13 protein-coding genes are annotated in these 18,605 nt (G+C 70.4%); 10 read left to right on the top strand and 3 right to left on the bottom strand.

Features of this window, described 5'->3' with window-relative positions; genetic code table 11:
- The 4 genes from ABEA87_RS40020 to ABEA87_RS40005 form a co-directional block, all read left to right on the top strand.
- On the top strand, positions 1 to 1,502 hold a 1,502-nt coding region (locus ABEA87_RS40020), incomplete at its 5' end, for a class I SAM-dependent methyltransferase (protein ID WP_345638865.1).
- On the top strand, positions 1,499 to 4,453 hold the full coding sequence (locus tag ABEA87_RS40015) for a condensation domain-containing protein (protein ID WP_345638863.1): 2,955 nt from the start codon (positions 1,499 to 1,501) through the stop codon (positions 4,451 to 4,453). The genes ABEA87_RS40020 and ABEA87_RS40015, both read left to right, overlap by 4 nt.
- Positions 4,454 to 4,455: 2 nt before the next feature.
- A complete protein-coding gene (locus ABEA87_RS40010) occupies positions 4,456 to 6,267 on the top strand; it encodes a non-ribosomal peptide synthetase (protein ID WP_345638861.1) in 1,812 nt (603 codons plus the stop codon).
- Positions 6,268 to 6,478: 211 nt separating this feature from the next.
- A complete protein-coding gene (locus ABEA87_RS40005) occupies positions 6,479 to 7,702 on the top strand; it encodes a cytochrome P450 (RefSeq protein WP_345638859.1) in 1,224 nt (407 codons plus the stop codon).
- 77 nt (positions 7,703 to 7,779) lie between these two features.
- On the opposite strand, the gene ABEA87_RS40000 is transcribed toward ABEA87_RS40005, so the two are convergent.
- Positions 7,780 to 10,164 carry a beta-glucosidase family protein gene (locus ABEA87_RS40000; RefSeq protein WP_345638857.1) on the bottom strand — a complete coding sequence of 795 codons (2,385 nt, stop codon included), beginning with the start codon at positions 10,162 to 10,164 and terminating at the stop codon, positions 7,780 to 7,782.
- A 300-nt stretch (positions 10,165 to 10,464) separates the two neighbouring features.
- Positions 10,465 to 10,773, bottom strand: a complete 309-nt coding sequence (locus tag ABEA87_RS39995; RefSeq protein WP_345638855.1) for a hypothetical protein — start codon at positions 10,771 to 10,773, stop codon at positions 10,465 to 10,467.
- A gap of 313 nt (positions 10,774 to 11,086) precedes the next feature.
- On the opposite strand from ABEA87_RS39995, the gene ABEA87_RS39990 reads away from it, so the two are divergent.
- The 5 genes from ABEA87_RS39990 to ABEA87_RS39970 all read left to right on the top strand — a co-directional run bounded on the left by ABEA87_RS39990 (position 11,087) and on the right by ABEA87_RS39970 (position 15,994).
- Complete coding sequence (locus ABEA87_RS39990; protein WP_345638853.1) at positions 11,087 to 11,761, top strand: VC0807 family protein; 675 nt, start codon at positions 11,087 to 11,089, stop codon at positions 11,759 to 11,761.
- A 42-nt stretch (positions 11,762 to 11,803) separates the two neighbouring features.
- Entirely contained in the window at positions 11,804 to 12,997 is a 1,194-nt protein-coding gene (locus ABEA87_RS39985) for a macrolide family glycosyltransferase (protein WP_345638851.1), read from the top strand.
- Positions 12,998 to 13,119: 122 nt separating this feature from the next.
- Positions 13,120 to 14,100 (top strand): ABC transporter ATP-binding protein, encoded by a 981-nt coding sequence (locus ABEA87_RS39980; RefSeq protein ID WP_345638850.1) that lies wholly within the window; start codon positions 13,120 to 13,122, stop codon positions 14,098 to 14,100.
- Positions 14,097 to 14,942, top strand: coding sequence for an ABC transporter permease (locus tag ABEA87_RS39975; protein ID WP_345638847.1), 846 nt, complete (start codon positions 14,097 to 14,099; stop codon positions 14,940 to 14,942). Before ABEA87_RS39980 ends, ABEA87_RS39975 begins: the two co-directional genes overlap by 4 nt.
- 299 nt (positions 14,943 to 15,241) lie before the next feature.
- Positions 15,242 to 15,994 carry a thioesterase II family protein gene (locus ABEA87_RS39970; RefSeq protein ID WP_345638845.1) on the top strand — a complete coding sequence of 251 codons (753 nt, stop codon included), beginning with the start codon at positions 15,242 to 15,244 and terminating at the stop codon, positions 15,992 to 15,994.
- Between the two features lie 220 nt (positions 15,995 to 16,214).
- Here ABEA87_RS39970 and ABEA87_RS39965 read toward each other — a convergent pair whose 3' ends face one another.
- Positions 16,215 to 16,874, bottom strand: coding sequence for a response regulator transcription factor (locus ABEA87_RS39965; protein ID WP_345638842.1), 660 nt, complete (start codon positions 16,872 to 16,874; stop codon positions 16,215 to 16,217).
- 234 nt (positions 16,875 to 17,108) lie between these two features.
- On the opposite strand from ABEA87_RS39965, the gene ABEA87_RS39960 reads away from it, so the two are divergent.
- On the top strand, positions 17,109 to 18,446 hold the full coding sequence (locus ABEA87_RS39960) for a sensor histidine kinase (RefSeq protein WP_345638840.1): 1,338 nt from the start codon (positions 17,109 to 17,111) through the stop codon (positions 18,444 to 18,446).
- Positions 18,447 to 18,605: the final 159 nt, after the last annotated feature.

Below are 18,605 nucleotides of genomic sequence, written 5' to 3'. Positions count from 1 at the left end.
CGACCTCACTCACCCAGCCCGCCACGGCCGCATCTGTCACGAGCGAGCCTGGCACCCCGGACTGGCTCGAACCAGTCCGCCACGTCATCGCCGCCCACCCCGAGGTGGCCACGGCGGAAGTCACCCTTGAGCCGGACCCGGCCTCGCCCGGGACCAAGCGCGTGGTGGCGCGGATCCGCCCCGTCGATGCGCCCGACGCCACGCAGGACCAGGCCCGTGTCGATGAGTGGCACGTCATCTACGAATGGGTGTACGGCGAGCTGACCCCCTCCGGTGGCCTCGGCGACAACTTCGTCGGTTGGAACAGCAGCTACACGGGCGAGCCGATCCCGCTAGAGCAGATGCGCGAGTGGCGGGACGCCACGGTGACGCGCATCCGGTCGCTGCGCCCGGCGCGGGTACTGGAGATCGGCGTGGGTACGGGTCTGCTGATGGGCCAGCTCGCCGCCGAGTGCGAGTCGTACCTCGGCACCGACTTCTCCGAGACCGTGGTCGAGACCCTGCGCGAGCAGGTCGCCGCACAGCCGGAGCTGACCGGCCGGGTCCGGCTGGAGGCCCGCGAGGCGAACGACTTCACCGGGCTGCCCGAGGGCGGCTTCGACACCGTCGTCATCAACTCGGTGGTGCAGTACTTCCCGGACGGCCGCTACCTCGCCGACGTCATCGCCGGAGCCATCCGGATGCTGGCGCCCGGCGGGGCGGTCTTCGTCGGCGACGTGCGTAACCGGCGGCTGCTGCGCGCCTTCCGTGCCGCCGTGGTGGCCGGCGAGCTCGACAAGGAGAGCCCCGAGGAGGCCCTCGTACTGGTCGAGCGCAGCACCGCGGAGGAGAAGGAACTCGTCGTCGACCCCGCGTTCTTCCCGGCGCTGGCGCGGGAGGTGCCGGACATCGCCTCGGTGGACGTGCGCGTCAAGCGGGCGCGGCACCACAACGAACTCAGCCGGCACCGGTACGACGCCGTCCTGCGCAAGCGGCCCGCGTCGCCCGCCCAGCCGGCCGCGACGACGCTGCCCTGGGACACGGTGGCCGACGGCCTGGTGGGGCTGCGCGCCCTGCTGGCGCACGCGGCCGGCCCGGTACGGATCACCGGCGTGCCCAACCGCCGGGTCGCGGCGGAGGTCGCGGCACTGCGGCGGCTGGACGCCGGTCTGCCGCTCGGACAGCAGCCCGGCGACACGGCCGGCCCGGATCCGGAGGAGCTCTGGGCGCTCGGCGCCGAGCTGGGACTGCACACGGTGGTGACCTGGGCGGCCGACGGCTCGCCGGGGCGCCTCGACGTCGTCTTCGGCGGGGACCCGCAGCTCGCACCGGCCACCCCGGACGCGGAGTTCGGCCCGGTGCCCAGCTACGCCAACGATCCGGCCGTCGCCTCGGCGGCCACCGCCGGACTGGTCACCGCGCTGCGCGAGTACCTCGCGGAACACCTGCCGGCCGACCGGATCCCGCAGGCAATCGTCGTGCTCCGAGGCAACCCGGAGGAGACCGGAGGAGAACCGAGATGACTGCCGTGTCGTGGCGCCCCGCGTCGCGCAAGGAGGAGAGCCTCTGGCTGCTCGAACGGCTGGTGCCGGACGAGGGTGTCAACAACGTGCCGGGCGTGGCCGTACGGGTTGCCGGACGGCTCGACCGTGAGGTGCTGCGTACCGCCGCCGAGCTCGTGTTCCGCCGGCACGACGTGCTGCGTACCGTCTTCAGCTCGGAGGACACCCGGCTGCTCAAGCGGGTGGTCCCGGTCGGCGAGGCGCGGTTCGACCTGGTCGGCGACGAGTCGACCGTCGACGCCGAGGCCGCGGTACGCGAGATAGTGACGACTCCGTTCGCGCTGGACGGCACGTGCCTGCTGCGGCTCGGGCTGTTCCACGGCCCGGAGCACGACCTGGTGGCCGTGGCGGTGCACCACCTCATCTTCGACGGCAGCTCGATGTCGATCTTCGTGGACGAGTTGAGGGCCGCCTACGACGCCGTCCAGTCGGGCACCGCGCCGGCCCTGGACGCCGTCGAGACCGTGGCGCCCTGGCCGGAGACCGAGCCGACCCCGGCCAGCCTCAAATTCTGGCGCGAGCACCTGCGTGGCTTCGACTCGGCGGCCACCGGGCTGTGGTGCGGGCGACCGGAGAGCGCGCAGCCGACGCTGCACGGTGACCACTTCGTCCACCACTTCTCGGCGCGGGCGGCGGCGACCGTGGGCGCGATGCAGCAGCAGCTGCGCGCGCCGGACGCCGTCATCCTGCTGGCCGCCTACTACGCCCTGCTCGGGCTGCACGGCGCGGGCCCGGACGTGTGCGTCGGCTTCCCGGTGAACGTTCGCAGCCAGCAGGCCCAGCGGGCGATCGGGTACCACGTGAACATCGTCCCGCTGCGGGTGCGGTTCGACCCCCGGCAGACCTTCCGGGCGTTCGCCACCAAGGTCCGCGACCTGTTCTTCGAGGCCATCGCCCACGCCGACGTGCCGATGGACGTGCTGCTGCCCGAGGTCAACCGGGCCGACTCGTCCTGGCGTACCACCATGTTCCGGCACGTCTTCAACTACATGCCCTTCGCCGGCCAGGGCGGCTTCACCATCGGCGGCCTGCCCGCGGAGATCATCGAGGCGGACGCCGGGCACAGCAAGTTCGACCTGGAGTTCATCGTGCTGCCCTCGCGCGAGGGCAGCCGGCTCAAGATCGTCTACGGCACCGAGGTGCACGACGATCAGACCGTCCACCTGCTCGCCGAACGCTACGAGGCGCTGCTGGTGGCCGCCGCCAGCGCGCCGGACCGGCCGCTGGCCGAGCTGGACGGCTGGTCCGAGCGCGACCGGCAGATCATTCCGGCGCCGGCGCCGGCCTTGACCGAGCTGTCGGGCGACACGGTCGTCGGCGCACTCGCCGCCCTGTGCCGGGCGGACCCGAAGGCACCAGCGGTGATCAGCGCCGGCGTGCTGTCCCGCGGCGATCTGTGGTCGGCCGCCGTGGCGGTCTGGGCGCTGCTGTCCCGGGCCGGAGCCCGGGTGGGCACCGAGGTCGCCCTGGTCGCGTCCCGCGGACCCCACCTCGCGGCGGGCCTGCTGGGCAGCTGGCTCGCCGGCGCCGTACCCCGCCCCGTCGACCCGGCACTGCCCATCGGGCAGGTCAGCGACGCCACGGCCGACGCCGGCGTGGTCATCACCGCCGCGACCAAGCTGGTGGACGAGCGCTGGCACTCCTTCCCGCCTCCGGTCGACATGACCCCACCCCTGTCGGCGAGCCCGGTGTCGCCGGACGCGCCGCTGCTGGCCGGCTCCGGTGGCCTGACCCAGCGCGGGGCGCCCGCCGCCATCGCCGAACTCGCGGCCCGGCTGGACGGCCCCACCGGAGTGGTGGCCTGGCTCAGCTCACCGGCCTCCGAGGCATCCATCGCCGAACTGCTGCTCGGCCTGCTGGCCGGCGACGGCGTGGTGGCCGCCCCCGACGCGGTGCGCGCCGACGGCCGGGCGCTGGGCCGCATGCTCGAACGCCACGGCGTGCGCACCGTGCACGCGACCCCGACGACCTGGTCCCGGCTGATCGACACGGTGAGCCCCTCGCTCGCCGGCCGGACCGTGCTGGCCGGTACCGAACCGGTGCCCGCTCCCCTGGCCCACCTACTGCGGGCCGCGGGCGAGCAGGCGCACGCCGTGTTCGGGCTGCCGGAGACCGGCGGGTGGGCGCTGCACCAGAGGCTCGACGCGGACGTCCCGACGGCGGGGGTCACGGCCCTGGTCGGCACGGCATCGGTACACGCCCCCGATGGCCGCCCGCTGCCCGTGGGCGTGCGCGGCGAGCTGTATCTGACCGGCCCGCACTTCGCGCAGACCCGGGTACACACCGGGCTGCTCGCGGCCTGGCGCCCCGACGGCACCCTGGACGTGTCCGGCCCGTTCCACTCCGGCGACCTGGCCAGCGTCGATGTGGCAACGATGGAGAACGCCCTGGTCGGCCACGCCGACGTGGGCGCCGCCGCGGTGGTCCGCGTACCGGGCCCGAACGGCGACGAGGAGTTGGTGGCGGTCGTGCAGGCCGCCGCGAAGGACCGGCTGGTCGCCGAGTTGACCAGGCACGCCGAGGAGGTCCTGCCACCGCCCGCGCGACCGGCTCGCTACGTGCGCGTGGACGCCCTGCCCGAGACCGTCCGGCACACGATCGACCGCGACGCGGCGGCGACTCTGGCCCGCACCGCGGCGGCCGGCACCCCGACGGAGTCGGACGACGGGCCGAGCGACGAGACGGTACAGCTGGTGATGTCTCTCTTCCGCGACCTGCTGCGCAAGGACACCGTCGCACCCGACACCAACTTCTTCAACCACGGCGGCCACTCGCTGCTGGCGGCGCAGCTGGCGCAGCACATCGAGCGGCGCACCGGCGCCCGGCTGAAGCTGTCCGCCGTCTTCGCGCACCCCACGCCCGCCCTGCTCGCGGAGCGGATCCACAGCACACAACTGAGCTCCGGGAGTTGACTATGCCAGGCAACGGTTCGCCACTCGACTTCAATCCCGCGCCCAGCCGCAGCTGGCGGGCGGCCACCATGCACGGTCTCTTCGAATGGTGCGCACAGCGGTGGCCCGATCGCGTGGCGCTGCGCTACCGCGGCCAGGAGGTCAGCTACGGCACGCTGAACGCGGCGGCCGACGGGTACGCCGCCGCGCTGCAGCACCGCGGTGCGCTGCCGGGAACGGTGGTGCCGGTGCTGCTGCCCCGCTCGCCGCAGCTGTTCGCCGCCATGCTCGGCGTACTCAAGTGCGGCGCCGCCTACGCGGCGCTGGACCAGCGCTGGCCGGCCACCCGGCTGCGGGAACTCATCGCGCACCTGGACGGCCCGGTGGTGGTGACTGACGACGACGCGGCCTGGCCGACTCCCAGCTGGAGGGCGCCGGGCGACATCACCGACACCGTGCCCGGCTCGGCCGCGCGCACCGTCGTGCCGGTCTCCACCGACGACGCCTGCGCCGTCTTCTTCACCTCCGGCACGACCGGCACGCCCAAGGGAGTGCTGACCGCGCACCGGGGCAACGTGCGGCTGTTCGACGACTGGGTGTTCGCCCCGCTGGACTCGGGCGCCGTGATGCCGCAGGCGCTCGCGCCCACCTGGGACGCGTTCGGCCTCGACTCCTGGGGGGTGCTGTTCAACGGCGGCACCCTGGTGCTGCTGGAGGACACCCTCGAGCTGGCCACCAAGATCCGCGACCTGGTCGCCGTGCACGGCGTCAACACGATCTTCCCGCCGACCGCGGTGTTCCACAGCATGGTCAACAACGACCTGGACGGCTTCAGCGGGCTGCGCATTGTCGGCACCGGGGGCGAGAAGCTGTCGGAGCGGCACGCGGCGCTGTTCCTCGACGCGCACCCCCAGATCCCGCTGATCAACATGTACGGTCCGGTCGAGTCGAGCGTCGCGGCGACGTACCGGGTGGTCACCCCGGAGGACTGCGACGGCCACGACTCGGTACCGCTGGGCGTGCCGTTCCCCAACACCCAGGTGTACGTCGTGGACGGCGGCCAGCCGTGCGGCTTCGGCGAGCAGGGCGAGGTCGTGCTCGGCGGCGACGGCCTGGCGCTCGGCTACTTCAAGGACCCGGAGCTGACCGCGCGCAAGTTCCTGCCGCTGACCGTCGACGGGCAGCAGACCCTCGTCTACCACACCGGCGACGTCGGCCACTGGTCGGACGCCGGGCTGCACTTCGACGGCCGCGGTGACCGCCAGGTCAAGATCCGCGGCTACCGGATCGAACTGGACGACGTGGAGCACCACGCCGGCGCGCTGCCCGGCGTGGGCAGCTGCGCCCTGGTGCCGCTGACCGGGCCGGACGGCGCCTGCGAGGACCTGTGCCTGTTCTACACCACCTCCGGCGGCGCCGACCTCGAGCCCGACCGGATACGGGAGCTGCTCGAAGACCTGCTGCCCCACTATCAGGTTCCGGCCCTGGTGCAGCGGCTCGACCGGATGCCCGTGCTGGAGGACCGGAAGTTGGACCGGCGCGAGCTGGTCCAACGCGCGGCCGAGCTGCGTAGCGCGCCGAAGCAGGCCGCGGCAGCGGTCCCGCTGACCGGCACGGCCGCGCAGGTCGCCGCGCTGTTCGCCGACATCATCGGGGTACCCAGCGTTCCGCCGGACGCCTCGTTCTTCCGCCTCGGCGGCAATTCGCTATCCGCCGCGCAGCTGTGCACCCGCATCCGTCGGGAACTCGGCACGGTTCTGCGCATCTCTCAGATTTTCGACGACCCGACAGTTACCGCCATCGCCGGTCTGATCGACGCCGGGAGGGCGGGCTAGGCACTGTTCCATCGATCCCCTCCAATCGAGGCGAAGCCCGGGCGTCGATCCGGCGGGCCACGGGGTGCCTGGATACCACTGTGGTATCGGGGCGTTCCGTAGCCGCCGGACGGCGGCTGGGCTTCGCCGCACCTTGGCGGGGATCGGCAGGACAGTGCCTGGGCCGCGCCCGACAGGTCGGACCGCACCGTCACGACCCGAGGAGTACCTCATGCCGGTGCAGACGGCCCAGGACATGAACACGCAGATGCGCGTGCTCTGGACCCTGGGCGAACTCGGGGACCCGCTTGCCCTGCTGCTGCGCGGCCCCGAAGACCCCTATCCCCTGTACGAACGGGTCCGCGACCGCGGACCGCTGTACTTCAGCGAACTGGGTGCGTGGGTGACCGTCGACCACGCGACCGCGAGCACGGTCCTGCGCGACCGCCGCTTCGGCGTGCTCAAGTCCGACGGCGTACCCATCAGCCCGACCATCACCAGCTTCGACAACTCCATGCTGGGGGCCGACGGCGCCGACCACGCACGGCTGCGCCGGCTGGCCGCGCCGTTCCTGAGCCCCAAGGTGATCGCGGGGTTCCGGGACCGGCTGGTCGGCGTCTGCGACCAGCTGCTGGACCGGGTCGACACCGCCAACTTCGACCTGATGACGGACTTCGCCGACCTCATCCCGGTCACCGTCGTGGCGACCATCTTCGATATCCCGGAGCCGTTCCTGAGCCGGTACCTCATCCACGGCCCGGCATTCGGGCGGATCTTCGACGAGATCACCTCGCTGGACCACATCCGGTCGGTCCAGGCCTCGCTCGACGCGCTGGACACGCTGTTCACGGAACTGATGGAGTACCGGATCGCACACCCCGGCGACGACGCGATCAGCCGCCTGCTGACCGCGCGAGGCGAGGGGCGGCTCAGCACCCACGAGATGATTTCGATGTGCCAGCTGCTGACGCTGGCCGGGGCGGAGTCCACGGTCAACGTCATCGGGGTCGGCGTGCGCACCATGCTGGAGCAGCGCGAGCAGTGGCAACGGCTGGTCGCCGACCCGGACCTGGCTCCGGGAGCGGTGCAGGAGTCGCTGCGGTTCGAGGCGCCCGTCCAGCAGTCGAGCCGGGTGTCCGCTGTAGACGTCGAGGTGGCCGGCCGCCGGATTCCGGCGGACACGGCCTTCGTCGTGCTCACCGCGGGCTGCAACCGCGACCCGCAGGTGTGGGACGAGCCGAACCGTTTCGACATCACCCGGCCCACCACGCCCGACAATCTCTCCTTCTCCGGCGGCTCCCACTACTGCCTGGGCGCGCCGCTGGCCCGGCTGGAGGCCGACGTGGCGTTCCGGGTACTCGCGACCCGCCTGCCCAACCTGCACCAGACCGGCCCGGCGGACCGGCGCCGGTCGGCCATCATCCGCGGCCTGCGCCACCTGCCCGTCGGCGGCTGACGCGCCACACACACGGAGGCGGCGGTCCGATCGGACCGCCGCCTCCTTGGTGTTTCCGGCTTCCGCGCCGTGCCCCTCTACCGCGGAACCGCGGTCGTGGTGCTCAGCGACAATGAGGAGGAGGACGACCCGGCCCACACCTTGCGTGCGCCCGCTGCCCGCTTCCACGATTGCGACGTCGTGTCCCAGTAGGACAGCTGCTGCGGATCGATGTGCACGGTCACCTGCTTGCTCGCTCCGGGCGCCAGCGTCACCCGGGCGGAGCCGGCGTAGACCGAAGCCGCCTGCGCCACGCTCACCTGCGAGCTGGGACCGAGGTAGATCTGCGGCACGTCGGTACCCGTACGGCTGCCGGTGTTGCGTACGGTCAGCCGGACGTTGAGGCCGCCGTCCGAGGCGGGGACCGACGCCAGGCCGCTGTAGGCGAACCGGGTGTACGACAGGCCGTACCCGAACGGGAACAGCGGCTGCACATCGTTCTTCTGGTACCAGCGGTAGCCGGCGTAGATGCCCTCGGAGTAGTTCACCTGATCGTCCACCCCGGGGTACAGCGACGGGTCGCCGCTGACCGGCGTGTGTGCCTCGTCGGTCGGGAAGGTCTGGGTGAGCCGGCCACTGGGATTGACGTCGCCGTAGAGCAGCGCCGTCGTCGCCTGGGCGCCGTCCTGACCGGGGTACCACATCTCCAGCACCGAGCTCACCTGGTTGAGCCACGGCATCTTCACCGCCGACGCGGTGTTGAGCACCACCACGGTGCGCGGGTTGGCCGCCGCCACCGCGGAGATCAGCTCGTCCTGGTAGCCGGGCAGCTCCAGGTTCGGCCGGTCCAGGCCCTCGGAGCTGTCGTCGTACGCGAACACCACGGCTGTTTTGGCCGCACGGGCGGCGGCGACCGCGTCGGCGATCTGCTGCTGCGCCATCTGCTCGGTGATCCAGTTCATGTTGATCGTGAGCGGGTTGTTGAAGTCGGCGATGCCGTACACCAGCAGATCGTGGGCGCCCGCCGTGAGGTGGGTGGTGACGCCGGTGTAGCCGGTGCTGATCGAGTCGCCGAACAGCGCGCTCTCCGCGCCGTCGTCCACCTGGATGAAGCCGCCACCGCCGGTGGCCTGCATCTGGATGCTGTAGTCGCCGTCGGTGGGCACGGTCAGGGTTCCGAAGTAGACGATCCCCTCCTGCCCGGCGGGAAGCGACATGGGTGCGATCGACGGCGCGAAGGCGCTGCTCGGAATCGGCTCGCCGGTCGGGTCGTATCCGGTGGTGTAGCTGACCGGGGTGGCGTGGCCGGCCCGGGCGGTGATCTGGTCGACCGGGCTCGTCGGCGCGACCGCCGGCAGGACATGCGAGCTGCCGCCGCCGTTCACCTTGGGGGTCTTGGCCGCGGCGCCGATGACGGCCACGCTGTTGGCGGAGCCGGTGGCCAGCGGCAGCACGGAGCCGCTGTTGCGCAGCAGCACCCCGCCGGACTCGGCGACCTGCAGCGCGGTGGCGGTCATGCCGGTCGGGTCCTGCGTCGGCCGGGCCGGGAACGGCTGGTCGAGCAGGTGGAACCGGGCCATCTCGGTGAGGATCCGGCCGACCGAGGTGTCCAGCGCGGACATCGGGATGGTGCCGCTCTGCAGGGCCGTCTTGAGGTCGTCACCGAAGTAGGTGGAGTCCGGCATCTCCTGGTCCAGGCCGTCGGTGATGCTGTCCGGAGTCAGCGACTCGCGCCAGTCCGACATCACCCAGCCGGTGAAGTCCATCTGGTCGCGCAGCACGGTGTTCAGCAGATCCGAATCCGCGCAGGTGTACGGGCCGTTGAGCCGGTTGTAGGAGCACATCACCGCGCCGGCGCCCGCGTCGATGGCCGCCTGGAAGCCGGGCAGTTCCACCTCGTGCAGGGCACGGTCGTCGACCACCGCGTTGACCGTCGTGCGGTCGTCCTCCTGGTTGTTGGCGGCCAGGTGCTTGACGACCGGAATCACACCCTGGCTCGCGATGCCGGAGACCTCCGCGCCCGCCATGTGGGCGGTCAGCACCGGATCCTCGCTGAAGGTCTCGAAGTTCCGGCCGCCGTACGGCACCCGGATCGTGTTCACCATCGGCGACAGCAGCACGTCCATGCCCATCGCCCGGCCATCCCGGCCCAGCGCCGCGCCGTACGTCTGCGCCAGCTGGTCGTCGAAGCTGGAGGCGAGCGCGATGGGCGCGGGCAGGACAGTGGTGGGCTGGTTGATCCGGATGCCGCTCGTGCCGTCGGTCAGCCGCAGCGGCGGAATGCCCAGGCGGGGAACGCCGGGCAGATAGCCCGCCTCGCCGAGGTCGTTGGGGTCGGTGCCACCGTGCACAAAGGAGAGTTTCTCGTCGAGCGTCATCTGCGAGATCAGCGACTGAATGCGATTGGAGAACCGGGGGCGCGCGGCCTGAGCCGGTAGGGCGCCGAGCGTCACCACCATGGCGGCCGTGACGACCGCCGCCATGATCGAGCGGGCCCGACGGGCCGTTTCAATGGAGCGTCTGATCAGTAGTGGAAGATCATTCTTTCGCACCTTAACCTCGCCTCGCCATGTCGGGCGGGAGTCCCCGCGAACAGTGCTTGCGGCGCAAAAGTTAGGCGCGGTACGGCGGCGGTGTAACCCCAGAGTTCCGGACTACCGTTCGCACAGGGGAACGATGCTGGGGCAGCCGTTCGGCCAGGCCACCAGGATATTTCGGCTAGGATAATCCACTACACCCAGCGATGGCGGCCGCCGGCGGCGAAATACTAATCCGCCGATCGGTCAGCTGGACACATCGACAGTCGCCACACCGCCACGCAGGCGCTCGAGGTGCAGGTGCAGCGATCCGATATTGATGTCTGTTTTCTCATCGAGCATGAACCGGGCGCCGCCGGCCAGTAACGTCAGCGATGCGCTGTCGACCCGCAGGACCTTCACCTGATGCCCGGCCAGCGTTACTGAGCTGCCATCACGCAGGTCAACCTGGCAGTTGCCATGGGCGCAGCTGAGGCCGAGACTCGTTTCGGCGCAGCCCGTCGCCAGCATCGAGATCCCCAGCAGGACCCCGCAGATCCCCGCTTTCAGCCGCATGAGAGCTCCTTAACAAGGGCGATTGCCCGCGCTCCGGGAAACCGCGAAGATATGAAAGATCGTCGGCCTGCCGGCGATCAGGGCGACGGTTCGACCACCCCTCAAACAGAATGCGGCCCCCGAATGCGTTAGACAATGTGACTGGGCCCATGTCGGGGTATGGCGACCAAACCATAGGGGTGGAGCACGGTCACCATAGGGGTGGAGCTAGCCCTCCCCCCCACTGTTGACGTAGATGGCTTACGCCGGCTGAAATATGCGTCTACCGTTTCTCTCACGAGCATCGGCAATCAACGCTGTATCGGGAGAGGACATGAGGACAACGGTAAGCACACGCAATGCTCAGGTCGCCCCGGTGGCGACGCACGAGCCCCGCAGTTCGCGGCTGGCACTGCTCGCCTCCGCGGCTTTCGACCTGGTGGTTCCACTGGCCGCCTACTACCTGCTGCGCCAGCACGGCGCGTCGCCGCTGACCGCGGGCGTCATCTCGGGTATCGTCCCCGCACTGCGCACGGTGTACGTGTTCCTGCGCTACCGCAAGACCGACGCCCTGGGCCTGTTCATGGTCAGCATGATGGTCGTCGGCACCGTCATCTCGGTGATCTCCGGGAACGCCCGCTTCTTCTTCGCGAAGGACGGCTGGATCACCGGCATGTTCGGCGGGTGGATGTTGATCACGCTGTTCTTCCGGCAGCCGTTCTTCCTGCACGCCGGCATGAGCATCGCCCGCACCAAGAAGGGTGAGCGGGGCGCCAGCGAGTGGGAGACGCGCTGGAAGAACGAGCCGCAGATGCGGCACGGGCTGCGCCTGCTGACCGTCGTGTTCGGCGTCGCGCTGGTGCTCGACGCGGTGATCCGGGTGACGCTGGCGTACACGCTGCCGATCGACCAGATCAACCTGGTCACCACGGTGCAGTGGTTCGTCATTCTCGGTGGACTGCTCTCCTTCATGGCGTACTACACCCGCAAGCACAACCTGCGTGCCTAAGAGCCCACCCACCGAACCCACCCACCGTTAGGAGGAGCAGCCGTGGCACACCTGGCACTGTTCACCATCCCGGCATACGGACATGTCTTTCCGACGCTGGAAGCAGCGGCCGAGCTCATTCGCCGCGGCCACCGCGTCACCGTGGCGGCGACCGAACAGTTCGCGCCGCTGGTGGAACGGACGGGCGCCCGAGTGCTGCGGTACGAGTCGAATCTGACCCCCAAGCCCCGCACCGAGGACCCCCCGGCCGACTTCGCGGCATGGCTGCCGCTGGTTCTGGTCATGGAGAGCGCGGCAACGCTGCCGCACTTCGAGCGGAGCTTCGGCGACGACGTACCCGACCTGATCGTCTACGACCGGACCATCTACGCGACCGGGCGAGTGCTCGGTGCCAAATGGCAGTGCCCCGCCGTCGAGCTGTTCACCTCGTTCGCGTACAACGACCAGTGGTCACTGGCGACGTTCGCGGGCGAGGCGGCCAGCGGCGTCGACGAGCACCCCGCCCGGGTCGCGTTCCGCGAGAAGCTGGCGGAACTGACCGCCGCCCACGGCGTGGCACCGATCGCGCCCGAGGACTTCATCGTGGCACGACCCGAGTTCTCTCTCGTCGTGCTGCCCAGGGAGTTCCAGTACGCCGGTGACACGTTCGACGAACGGTTCGCCTTTGTGGGGCCGTGTCTGGGCGGACGGTCGTTCCAGGGCACCTGGCAGCCACCGGCGAACGGTGCCCCGATCGTCTACATCTCGCTGGGCACGGCCATGAACAACCATCCGGAGTTCTTCCGCACCGCGATCCGCGCGGTGACCGCCACCGGTTGGCACGCCGTTGTGTCGACCGGCGGCGTGGACCTCGCCCAGCTGGGCGCCATTCCACCCAACGTCGAGGTGTACGCCAGCGTGCCGCAGTGGGCCGTGCTGGAGCACGCCGCGGTATTCGTGACCCACTCCGGCATGGGTGGAACGATGGAGGCCCTGGCGCGGGACACGCCGATGGTCACCATTCCGCAGTCCGTCGAGCAGGCGGCCGTGGCCAACCGGGTCGCGGAACTCGGCGCCGGCGTCAACCTGGCCGGCACCGAGGTGACGGTCAGCAGCCTGCGCGCCGCCATCGATTCCGTCCACCACAACTCCACCTACCGGTCCGCGGCGCGCGATCTGGGCGCGATCGTGCGGGCCACCGGCGGCGCCGTAGCCGCCGCCGACGAACTAGAGACGTACCTGAAGTCCGCCCGCTGACCCTCTCCCGCGAGGCGGATACCGGGCGAGGAAGGCGTGGTCCCCCGCCTTCCTCGCCCGCAAACTTCCTCCGACCAGATTGTCGGACCCGCCGTGGTCCGCTCGACGACTGGAGACCCGACGTGCAGGACGCGGTGGTCGTGAAAGACCTCGTGAAGAGATATCCCCGGGCCACCCGTCCCGCGGTCGACGGACTGTCGTTCTCGATCCGGGCCGGCGAGGTTTTCGGATTGCTCGGCCCCAACGGCGCGGGCAAGACAACAACGGTGAGCGTGCTGACGACCCGTACCCTGCCGACCGCAGGCTATGCCGGGATCGCCGGGGTGGACGTGGTCCGCCAGTCCGCGCTCGCGCGGCGGATGCTGGCGGTCGTACCGCAGCGCCAGAATCTCGACCAGTCCCTGACCATTCGCCAGAATCTGATTTTCCATGCCGCGTACCACGGCATGGGCCGCTCCGAGCGGCGCCGGCGCGCCGCCGAACTCATCGACTGGATGGGTCTGACGGCCCGGGCGGACGCCCGTGCCGACCAGGTCTCCGGCGGCCAGGCCCAGCGGGTGATGATTGCCCGGGCGCTCATGCACCGCCCGACGGTGATGTTCCTCGACGAGCCGGCCACCGGCCTCGATCCGCAGTCGCGCCTGTTCGTCCACGAACGCATCGCCGAACTGCGCAAGGACGGCGTGACGGTGGTCGTCACCACTCACGACATGGACGAGGCGGCCAAGCTCTGCGACCGGGTCGGCATCGTCGACCACGGCAGGCTGCTGGCGCTGGACGAGACGGACAAGCTCACCCAGTCGCTGCCCGGCAGCACCACGCTGACGGTCAGCCTCCGGCTCTACGGCGCGGTCACCTCGGACGTGGGCGCCGCCCTGGGCCGGCAGCCCGAGGTCACCCGGGTCGAGGAGCTGACCCGCCGCCCCGACGACGACCCGAGCGCCGTCAGTTTCCGCCTGTACTCCGAGCGGTCGCACGGGGAGCTTCTCTCCGACACGCTGCGGATCGTGTCCGGGCTGCAGTGCACCGTCACCGACGTCGCCTTCAGCCGGCCAAGCCTTGAGGACGTATTCATTTCGCTGACAGGACGTGACCTTCGATGACCGCCGTGATCCCCTCCCGGCTGGACAGCCCGCTCCCGACCGCCGAGCAGGACGTCGCGGTCAAGCGGGTGGCGCAGAGCCGGGCGTTCCTCGCCGTACTCCAGCGCGACCTGTTCGTCACCTGGCGCGAACTGGTGCCGTTCCTCCTGCAGACCATGATCCAGCCCGTCTTCCTGCTGTTCATCTTCGGCCGCGTGCTGTCCGGCATCGGGTACGCGGACAACAGCTACTCGCAGGTGCTGCTGCCCGGTCTGATCGCCATGAACGCGTTCGTGGTGGGTCTGCAGAACACCGCGCTGCCCCTGGTGCTCGACTTCTCGGTGACCCGCGAGATCGAGGACCGGCTGCTGGCACCACTGTCGATCCGGCTGGTCGCGGTGGAGAAGATCCTCTTCGGGGCGATCCGTGGCACCATCGGCGCGCTGCTCATGGTGCCGGTGGGCTTCCTGGTGCTCCAGAACGTGTCCTGGCCGGTGTCGGGGCTGCTGCCCGCCGTCGGGGTGGTGGTGCTCGGTGCCATCACCGGTGCCTGCCTCGGCATGGTCTGCGGCACGCTGGTTCCCCCGCGGCACATCAACGTGCTGTTCACCGTGCTGCTGGTTCCGCTCATCTTCACCGGGGCGACCCAGTTCCCCTGGCGGGCACTGTCCGACCTGCGCTGGTTCCAGGTCGTGTGCGCCGTCAACCCGCTGACCTATGTCGCCGAGGCCATCCGGTCGCTGCTGCTTTCCGGGAAGGTCGAGTCGATTCCGTTGCCGATCTCGCTGGCCGCTCTGGTGGCCTTCACCGTGGTGTTCGGGCTGACCGGAATCGCCGGCTTCCACCGGCGCGCGCTGACCTGAGCACCGCCCTCCCGCCCGATGCCCCGGGACCCTGGCTCCCCCCGTGCCGGGTCCCGGGGCATCGTCCCCTGCCCGCCTGAGGGCATCCGTCGCGCGCCCCGACTGCTCGGCCGGTTCGCCGATCGTCCCAACGGCTCGCCGGTTCTCGGAGCCACGGGCGGACCGCACGTCTTCCAAGCCCCTACCTCCAGGTCTGGGGTTCAGTTTGCCGTCGCGGGCTGGGTGAATGGACTCAGGAGCCGAGGCGGGTTCAGATCCCGCGTCGGCGCGGCAATCACCGGGGACAGGAGACGACGACAATGGCTAACCCGGATCTGTGGGTACGGCGGTTCCATCCGTCGGACGACAGCAAAGTGCGCTTGGTCTGCCTGCCGCACGCCGGCGGAAGCGCGAGCTTCTACTACCCGATGTCGGCCGGGCTGGCGCCCACGGTCGACGTGCTCTCCGTGCAGTACCCGGGACGCCAGGACCGCCGCAACGAGCCGGGCGTCGGCAGCATCGCCGCGCTCGCGGACGCCGTCACCGAGGCGCTCGGGCCGTGGCTGGATCGCCCGCTGATGCTTTTCGGCCACAGCATGGGCGCGATCGTCGCGTTCGAGGTCGCCCGTCGCCTGGAGCGGGACGGCACGGGGCAACTGCTGAGCATCTTCGCCTCCGGCCGGCGCGCGCCCAGCTGCGCCCGGGACGAGAGCGTCCACCTGCGCGACGACGACGGCATCGTCGAGGAGATGAAGGCGCTGAGCGGCACGGACGCCCGCGTGCTCGGCGACGAGGAGTTGCTGCGGATGATTCTGCCGGCGATCCGTAGCGACTATCGGGCCATCGAACGTTACCGGTGCGCGGAAGACGTCACGGTGTCCTGCCCGGTCGTGACGCTGACCGGTGACGACGACCCGCGTACCACGATCGCCGAGGCGCAGTCCTGGGAGAGGCACACCACCGGACCCTTCGAGCTGAGGGTCTTCCAGGGCGGCCACTTCTTCCTCGCGGCTCACCAGAACGAGGTGATCAATGCGGTGTCGGACATGCTGCTGTCCTGCGGCGGGCTGTGAGCCACGGCCACGCCCGCCCCGGCCGGCCCGCCGGAGGCGTGGCTGGTACGTCCGCTGCTGCTCGGCCCAGCGGGCGGATCGAGACGACTTCGACCGCTGACCTTGGATCCACGAGGAGAAACACGCCGGGGTGTGCGATCGTCACACCCCGGGCAGCACCCTCACCGCGATCGACCTACGGTGACCCCCCGACTCAGACGACAATGCGCCGAGCCGGATGCTAATTGTCGAGATCGGCGCTGTTGAGATAGGCGAGAACGGCCAGCACGCGACGGTTCGTTTCGTCCGACGGGGGCAGATCGAGTTTCCCGAAAATGCTCGCGGTGTGCTTTCCGATCGCTCCCTCGCTGATGCCCAGCCGCTGGGCGATATTCGCGTTCGAACTGCCCTCCGCCATCAGCCGCAGCACGTCCGTCTCCCGCTCGGTGAGCGAGCCGATGCCGTGCCGTGCCGAGTTCCGGATCATCAGTTTGCCGACGACCTCGGGATCCATGACCGTGCCGCCGGCCGCGACCACCTTGAGGGCATCGATGAACTGGCTCGAGTTGAGCACCCGATCCTTGAGCAGGTAGCCGATCGCGCCCTGGCCGTCGGCCAGCAGATCCCTGGCGTAAACCTGCTGAACATGCTGCGAGAGCACCAGAATCGGCAGCCCGGGCAGGCGCTTGCGGGCGGCCATCGCGGCGCTGACGCCCTCGTCGGTGAAGGTCGGCGGGAGCCGCACGTCCACGATGGCCAGGTCCGGCCGCTCGGCCAGCAGCGCCTCCATCAGGTCCGTGGGATTGTCCACGGCGGCGACCACCGTGAAGCCGCGTGCGCCGAGCAGGTGCGTCATACCGTCGCGGAGCAGGTATTGATCCTCGGCTAGCACAATGCGCACCGGCACTCCATCGTTTCGTCGGGATAAGGCGGGATGCGCTCATGGTAGCGAGGTGCCCGGACATCGCCATCAGGCCGCGCCCTTGGGGGTAGAGCTAGACCAACCCTGACCGGAGCTAGACCAACCCGAACCGCAGCTAGACCAACCCCGACACGGTGCCCTGCCGGATTGTCGGGCCCCGGCATGGCTGAGAACCTTGATGGGTAACGGCGGTATCGCCAAAGAGGAGGCCCGATGGGCGTGAGCGCAGTGTCCCCGCGGGAACGCGGGCCCGCCCGGTTACGGATGATGACCATGACTCACGTGCGGGCCTGGCCCGGTGCGGCCGGACTGGCCCTGTGGACGCTGGCGAAGCTCGCCATCACCGCCCTGCCCCTGTTCCTGCTCTGGCCGCAGTATCTGGCCGGGGCCGGGACCACGGTGCTGCTGGCGCTGCCCGCTGGTCGGCTGGCGGCGACGGCCACCCGCCGGTGGACCGCCATCCGCGGCGGAGAGGAGGTGATCGCGCCCTACCTTCCGCTACCCAGGATGGAGGAGACCGCCAACGGCTGGTGGTGGAACGGCTACGACTTCCACAAGGCCAAACTAGTGGCGCTGGCCCAGCGGCGCACGCGATGGTTTTTCACCGATCCGGCGATGTGGCGTGACCTGCTGTATCTGTTCCTCGATCCGTTCGTCGGAGCGGTGATCTTCCTGCTCCCGATCGGCACCCTGGGCTACGCCGCCTATCTGCTGGTGCGGCTGCCGGACCGTCCGTTGGGCGCCGCGGTCTTCACGGGGGTGGCGATCCTGCTGCTGGCCTTCGCCGGCTTCCGGTCCGCGGTCCCCGCGACGTCCTGGTACCGGCAGTGGGTGCGCTGGAGCCTCGGGCAGAGCCGGCGGGCGAAGCTCGCGCACAGCGTGGAGCGGCTGTCCGCGCAGCGCGGTGAGGCGATCGACGCCCAGGCGGCCGAGCTGCGCCGCATCGAGCGCGATCTGCACGACGGGGCGCAGGTCCGGCTGGTCTCGATCGGCATGACGCTGGACGCGGTGGAGTCGCTGGTACGCACCGACCCCGACGCGGCGCTGGAGATGCTGGCCCGGGTGCGCGGCCTGGCCGTCGCCGCCCTCCAGGAGCTACGCGAACTGGTGCACGGCATCCATCCGCCGATCCTCGCCGAGCGTGGGTTGAGCGGCGCCGTACAGGCGCTGGCCTATGACCTGCCGATCGCGACCACGGTACGGGTGAAGATCAACGGCCATGTGCCGCAGGCCGTCGAGTCGACCGTCTACCTGGTGACCTCCGAGCTGCTGACCAACGTGGTCAAGCACGCCCGGGCGCGGCACGCCTCGGTCTCGGTGGTCTCCGAGGGCAGCGACCTGCGCATCGACGTCACCGACGACGGGGTGGGCGGCGCCGACCCCACCCGCGGTTCCGGCCTGCGCGGCGTGCAGCGACGGCTCGCGGTCTTCGACGGGGTGCTGGATTGCGACAGCCCGCTCGGTGGCCCCACCTCGGTCAGGGTCCTCATCCCCGACGCGATGCCGGCGACGGGCCTGGCCCGCCCCTCGGGCGGGTCGGAGGCCCAGTAACGGCGTCGGATCACGGCCCCGACGAATTCACGGCCTCGTGCCGGCCGCCACGGCGACCCGCACGAGGCCGTGAACGTGCTGTGCTCGTGCCGTGCTTGTACCGTGCTCGCGCCGCGCCGTGCCACGCTCGCGCCCGAGCGACGCCGTGTGTCGCCGCGC

The organism is Rugosimonospora acidiphila, assembly GCF_039543385.1.
GTDB classification, from domain to species: Bacteria; Actinomycetota; Actinomycetes; order Mycobacteriales; family Micromonosporaceae; genus Rugosimonospora; species Rugosimonospora acidiphila.
The sequence above is the reverse complement of the archived record's forward strand: the minus strand, read 5'-3'. Positions and strand labels throughout refer to the sequence as shown.

Coding starts and splice junctions, on each gene's coding strand:
- ABEA87_RS40015 (WP_345638863.1), top strand. CDS start 1,499: ATGACTGCCGTGTCGTGGCGCCCCGCGTCGCGCAAGGAGGAGAGCCTC.
- ABEA87_RS40010 (WP_345638861.1), top strand. CDS start 4,456: ATGCCAGGCAACGGTTCGCCACTCGACTTCAATCCCGCGCCCAGCCGC.
- ABEA87_RS40005 (WP_345638859.1), top strand. CDS start 6,479: ATGCCGGTGCAGACGGCCCAGGACATGAACACGCAGATGCGCGTGCTC.
- ABEA87_RS40000 (WP_345638857.1), bottom strand. CDS start 10,164: ATGGCGGCGGTCGTCACGGCCGCCATGGTGGTGACGCTCGGCGCCCTA.
- ABEA87_RS39995 (WP_345638855.1), bottom strand. CDS start 10,773: ATGCGGCTGAAAGCGGGGATCTGCGGGGTCCTGCTGGGGATCTCGATG.
- ABEA87_RS39990 (WP_345638853.1), top strand. CDS start 11,087: ATGAGGACAACGGTAAGCACACGCAATGCTCAGGTCGCCCCGGTGGCG.
- ABEA87_RS39975 (WP_345638847.1), top strand. CDS start 14,097: ATGACCGCCGTGATCCCCTCCCGGCTGGACAGCCCGCTCCCGACCGCC.
- ABEA87_RS39970 (WP_345638845.1), top strand. CDS start 15,242: ATGGCTAACCCGGATCTGTGGGTACGGCGGTTCCATCCGTCGGACGAC.
- ABEA87_RS39960 (WP_345638840.1), top strand. CDS start 17,109: ATGGGCGTGAGCGCAGTGTCCCCGCGGGAACGCGGGCCCGCCCGGTTA.